This window comes from Vibrio sp. 1S139, assembly GCF_041439475.1.
Lineage (GTDB): Bacteria > Pseudomonadota > Gammaproteobacteria > Enterobacterales > Vibrionaceae > Vibrio > Vibrio crassostreae_C.
The window spans coordinates 1-2,054 of record NZ_JBGOOD010000145.1 but is presented as its reverse complement, the minus strand read 5'-3'; the positions used below and the strand labels follow the sequence as shown (position 1 = coordinate 2,054).

At 38.6% G+C, this 2,054-nt stretch carries 3 protein-coding genes; all 3 read left to right on the top strand.

Annotation, left to right across the window (positions count from 1 at the left end):
- Nucleotides 1-248 precede the first annotated feature (248 nt).
- Genes ACED46_RS21770 through ACED46_RS21760 form a run of 3 tightly spaced genes read left to right on the top strand, consistent with a single transcriptional unit; the run spans nucleotide 249 to nucleotide 2,002 of the window.
- Nucleotides 249-548: a hypothetical protein gene (locus ACED46_RS21770; RefSeq protein WP_371722438.1), complete on the top strand. Its 300-nt coding sequence runs from the start codon at nucleotides 249-251 to the stop codon at nucleotides 546-548.
- The gene (locus ACED46_RS21765) at nucleotides 538-1,047 is read left to right on the top strand and encodes a hypothetical protein (protein WP_086050309.1); all 510 of its coding nucleotides are present in this window, start codon (nucleotides 538-540) and stop codon (nucleotides 1,045-1,047) included. The genes ACED46_RS21770 and ACED46_RS21765 overlap by 11 nt, the downstream gene beginning before the upstream one ends.
- Nucleotides 1,037-2,002, top strand: a complete 966-nt coding sequence (locus tag ACED46_RS21760; RefSeq protein ID WP_371722437.1) for a hypothetical protein — start codon at nucleotides 1,037-1,039, stop codon at nucleotides 2,000-2,002. Before ACED46_RS21765 ends, ACED46_RS21760 begins: the two co-directional genes overlap by 11 nt.
- Nucleotides 2,003-2,054: the final 52 nt, after the last annotated feature.

Genomic DNA, 2,054 nt, shown 5'->3' with positions numbered 1-2,054 from the left:
AAGAGAAGCTGCTTAATAAGTAAGCAAATGATGACAACTACCTTGAAAAACACCGTTACTATCAGACGACTGTCGATGAGTATGGTCGACGTTGGTATATTAATGTTCACGAGATGAGGAAAACATTTTTACTGACATTCTTTTGGTCTTTTAAACATTCCTCAATCGATGCATGCCGATGGATCGCAGGTCATGCTAACTCAGAACATATCCTTTCTTATATTGAATCCAACAGTCCAGGCTCTGAAATGACAGAGATTGAAGCTGATTATGCTCGTCAACAAGTCACCTACTTTCATGAACAAAGTTCTTTACTTGAAATGGAAAATACAGAGGAACTATATAGGCTTGTTTGTGAGCACTTTAAGGTTAAAGATTATACATCAATCCCTGAGGATGATCTTGCAGCCTACATAGCGCTTCGCTTGAGAAAAGGTAAGTTTTCGATTGTTTTCTATAGTATTAGTGAGCGTAATGGCTTGATTGAAAAAGCAAAAGTTGCTTTCCAAGTAACCAAAGGTGATGAGGAGGAAAGTAATGTTAAATAGAAAAGCTCAGTCAGTCATTAATCTATACAGTGAGATGAAAAAAGCTATCAATGACAACTCTAATACTTATACATGGCTAATCTCGAAATGTGATCGTCAAGAAAGCCTTGCCAATCTTAAGCGTAAGGGAAGAGGCATTGAAGGGATGTCTCTGAACTCCTTCAAGAAGTATTGTACAGACTATATTCAATGTGAAGGGAACCTCAATGGTTATGAAGTCGTTGACAACCTTAGAAAGGAGCTAATAAAAAGGCATAAAAATATCCCTTTAGAGTCAAGTAATGAAGGACCAAACCTGACACCGATGGAGGAAGCTAAGCAACATATTGATAACTTGCAACGCGACCAAGCTATTTTGGTTAGGGCTTATAACGACCTTAATCGTTTAGTACTTGATTTACTTGCAAACTCGAATGGAAATGCTCTTGAATACAACAAGCATAAAAACTTGTATGCAGATTATTTCGGGTTAAAGAAAGAGGTTGATAATGAAAAATAAAAGTCAACTATACACCTTCATTTCTGATGTGGAGTTTCCTTCAATACTTCGTTTTGATGAGAGCTCAGGTGAAGTCTTAACAAATAAAGATATATCTGAGGGTATTTACCAGTTTCGTTGGCCTGATGGAACAACTTGCTTTCCTGTTGAAATGTATCTTGCGCACTTAGTTTCTGAAGGTGCAGTAACAATTACTCGAGAAGATGGGGGGACAGTTGGCACTTATGCCTCTGCACTATCTCATCTGGTTCGTTATTGTTATAAGAAGAACGTTGAATTTTGGGATCTAACAACAATACATATCGATGAGTTAGTCAGTGAGTTGGTTGCTGAAAAGAAATCGGATGGGTTAACGCGTGCACGTAACAACGACACTATTAGGCTTATAATTCTTCCTAAGTTTGTAGCCTTTCTGAAATGGCTTCAAGCTGAGCATTACCCAACTCAATACATTATCGGTGTTGATAGACCAAAGCAAAGGTATCAAGTTAAGCTCAAAATAATTCAAAAAAGAGGCCGGGAAGGTCGAAATTTTGGACCGTCCGAAGTTTTTCCTACACGTTTACCAACTTCAGCAACGAAGCCAAAAACCGCTATTGCCGCCTCTGTCATAAAGAGGTTATGGGATACATTGAATTGCGAAAGGGGTGTGATGCGGCTAAATGACCATTTACTTCAACTTTTTGACAAGGAAGACCAAGAAGCTCACCTTGATTATATGTACCACAGAAGGCGTATTCAGCTTGAATTGCTTGAAGCTACAGGATTGAGACCAATAGAACTTGTTCGAATTCCCTATAGTTCGAATGTAGAACACATTGAAGATGCAAAACTTGAAATTCCTACATACAAACGTGAAGAGGCACGATTTCGCATAATTCCCATAGAGCGTAGTGTTGCGATGAGGCTCGAGATTTTTATGTCAGTGCATAGAGATAAGTTCATCAAGAGGTGAGCTATGCTGATTTCTGGTGTATGGAAGAGAAAGTAAGTTGCGGTGTAATCTG

Excerpts from the sequence above, each read along its gene's own strand:
- ACED46_RS21770 (WP_371722438.1), top strand. The coding sequence starts at position 249 with ATGACAGAGATTGAAGCTGATTATGCTCGTCAACAAGTCACCTACTTT.
- ACED46_RS21765 (WP_086050309.1), top strand. The coding sequence starts at position 538 with ATGTTAAATAGAAAAGCTCAGTCAGTCATTAATCTATACAGTGAGATG.
- ACED46_RS21760 (WP_371722437.1), top strand. The coding sequence starts at position 1,037 with ATGAAAAATAAAAGTCAACTATACACCTTCATTTCTGATGTGGAGTTT.